The following is a 2419-nucleotide window of genomic DNA, read 5'->3' on the forward strand; positions in this document are numbered from 1 at the left end:
GCCCCGCCCGGCGCGCCGGTGGCGGCGCCCAGGTCCGCCGGGGTACGGATCTCCCGGAACACCAGCCGGTCCCGGACGTCGACGCCCCGCTCGGCGAGCACGTCCAGGATCCGGTCGGCGTACGCCTCGGCGAGCCCCGGCCGGCGCCAGTCGACCGCGCCCGGGGCGGTGCCGTGCCGGGCGGCGTTGACCAGCACGAACCACGCCTCGTGCCCGTCCGGGCGGACCGTCGGGTCGTCGGCCACGGTGACGAAGACGGTCGGGTCGAGGGCCGGCCGGGCCCGCACGCCCCGGCCCGGGTCGCCGAAGACCGCGTCGAACTCGGCGTCGTAGTCGCGGGGGAAGAACACGGTGTGGTGGGCCAGCCCGGAGTCCCCGCGTACGCCGAGCAGCAGCACGAAACCGGCCAGGCTGCGGTCGGTGAGCCCGGCCAGCCGGCGGGGGCTGGGCAGCAGGTCGCGGTAGAGGGTGAGCGCGTCCACGTTGGCCACCACCACGTCGGCCGGGACCGGCGCGGCCACCCCGGCGAGGCGGACCCCGTGCACCCGGCCGCCGGTGGCGTCGATCCCGGTGACCGTGGTGCCGGTCTGCACCACCACGCCCAGATCCAGGCAGCGGGAGAGCAGCGCGTCGGCCAGGGTGCCCAGCCCGCCGCGCAGGTACCAGCCGCCGAACGTCAGCTCCGCGTAGGGGACGGCGACCAGCGCGGCCGGGGCGCGCCGCGGGTCGGCGCCGGTGTACGTCGCGTACCGGTCGAGCAGCATCCGCAGCCGTGGGTCGGACAGGTGGCGGCGGCCGAGGCCGCGCAGGGTACGGCCGGGGCCGATGGCGGCGAGATCGCCGAGCCGCCAGGCCAGCGCGGCCAGGTCGCGCGGGGAGTCGATGGCCCGGCCGAGGATGTCCCGGTGCGAGGCCGCCCAGACCCGGGTGGCCCGCCGCCAGAGCCGCTGCCAGTCCGCGGCGGCCCGCTCACCGAGGGCCGCGCCGATCCGGGCGGTGAACTCGGCCGGGTCGGCGCAGGAGTCCAGGGTGGGACCGCCGCCGGGGAAGACGTGCCGGACGATCGGGTCCAGCGGCACCAGGTCCAGGTATTCGTCGAGCTTCGCCCCGGTCGCCTCGAACAGGTCGTGGAAGACCTGCGGCAGGGTGACCAGGCTGGGACCGGTGTCGAACCGGTACGTTCCCGCCGGAGTGTCGTGGGCGTACCGGCCGAGCTTGCCGCCGACCGTGTCGGCCTGCTCGAAGACGGTGACCTCGTGCCCGGTGACCGCCAGCCGGGCGGCCGTGGCCAGCCCGCCCACGCCGGCGCCGATGACCACGATCCGCGCCATGGCCTGCCTCCCCTAGGTGACCGGGCGACCCCGCCAGGTGAGCCGGCGCCGCTTCCGCAGATGGTACGACCGCAGGGTCAACCAGCCGAGGACCGCGATGGATACGGGGTGGGCCAGCGCGTCCGGCCAGGCGCGCCCGCCGGTGGCCCGCGCGGTGACCGTCCGGCCGGCGACTCCCAGCAGGTAGGCGAGGAACGCCGGGCCGGCCACCGCCGGCGCGCCGACCGCCAGGGCACCCACGGTGACCAGCGGGGGAGCGGTGTAGAGCAGGAGCAGCAGGGCCACCACCACGGCGGCGGCCACCGGGTGGCCGAAGGAGGCCCAGAGCGACTTGGTGTAGCCCTCGCGCAGCTGCGGCCAGTTCTCGTACATCCGGCAGGTGGCCAGCCGGGAGCCGTCGGCGAGGGCGATCCGGCCACCGGAGCGCTTGACCGCCCGGGCCAGCTCGATGTCCTCCAGGACCCGGTCGGCCACCGCCGCGTGCCCGCCGGCCCGCAGGTAGCCGGCCCGGTCCACCACCAGGAACTGGCCACCCGCCGCCGCGAGGGACGGCCGCGCCGAGCGTTCCATCGCGCGCAGCGGCAGGAAGGTCAACCACAGCCACTGCAGCAGCGGCTGCACCAGCCGGTCGGCCGCCGTCCGCACCACGATCCGGGGGTACGGCGACAGCAGCGCCGCGCCCGCCGCGCGCAGCTCCGTCACCGCCGCCGCCACGGCGTACGGGGCGAGCACCACGTCGGCGTCGACGAAGGCGAGCACGGTCGGCGCCGGTCCGGTCCGGGTGGCCAGCTGCCAGCAGGCGTGCGGCTTCCCCAGCCAGCCGGGCGGCGGGGCGACCCCGGTGAGCAGGGTGAGCCGCGGGTCGTCGCCGGCCACCGCGCGGACCACGGCGGCGGTGCCGTCGGTCGAGCCGTCGTCGAGCACCACGATCCGCAGGTCGGGTACGCCCCGCTGGGCGAGCAGCGCGCGTAGGCAGGGGGTCACCCGGGTGGCCTCGTCGCGCAGCGGCAGCAGCACCGCCACCGGCTCGGTCACCTCGGCCGGGCCGGCGGCGGGGCGGCGCAGCCAGCGGGTGGCGTTGACGACGG

The 2419-nt window shown here is 77.3% G+C and carries 2 protein-coding genes; both read right to left on the reverse strand.

Annotated features, from left to right (window positions below; translation table 11 throughout):
- Positions 1 to 1331, reverse strand: a 1331-nt coding sequence (locus ACWEVO_RS35015; RefSeq protein WP_452311696.1) for a phytoene desaturase family protein, incomplete at its 3' end; no start/stop codon positions are given.
- Between the two features lie 12 nt (positions 1332 to 1343).
- The coding region (locus tag ACWEVO_RS35020) for a glycosyltransferase (protein ID WP_452311697.1) at positions 1344 to 2419 on the reverse strand (1076 nt) is incomplete at its 5' end.

It is taken from the genome of Micromonospora sp. NPDC003776, from assembly GCF_053605645.1.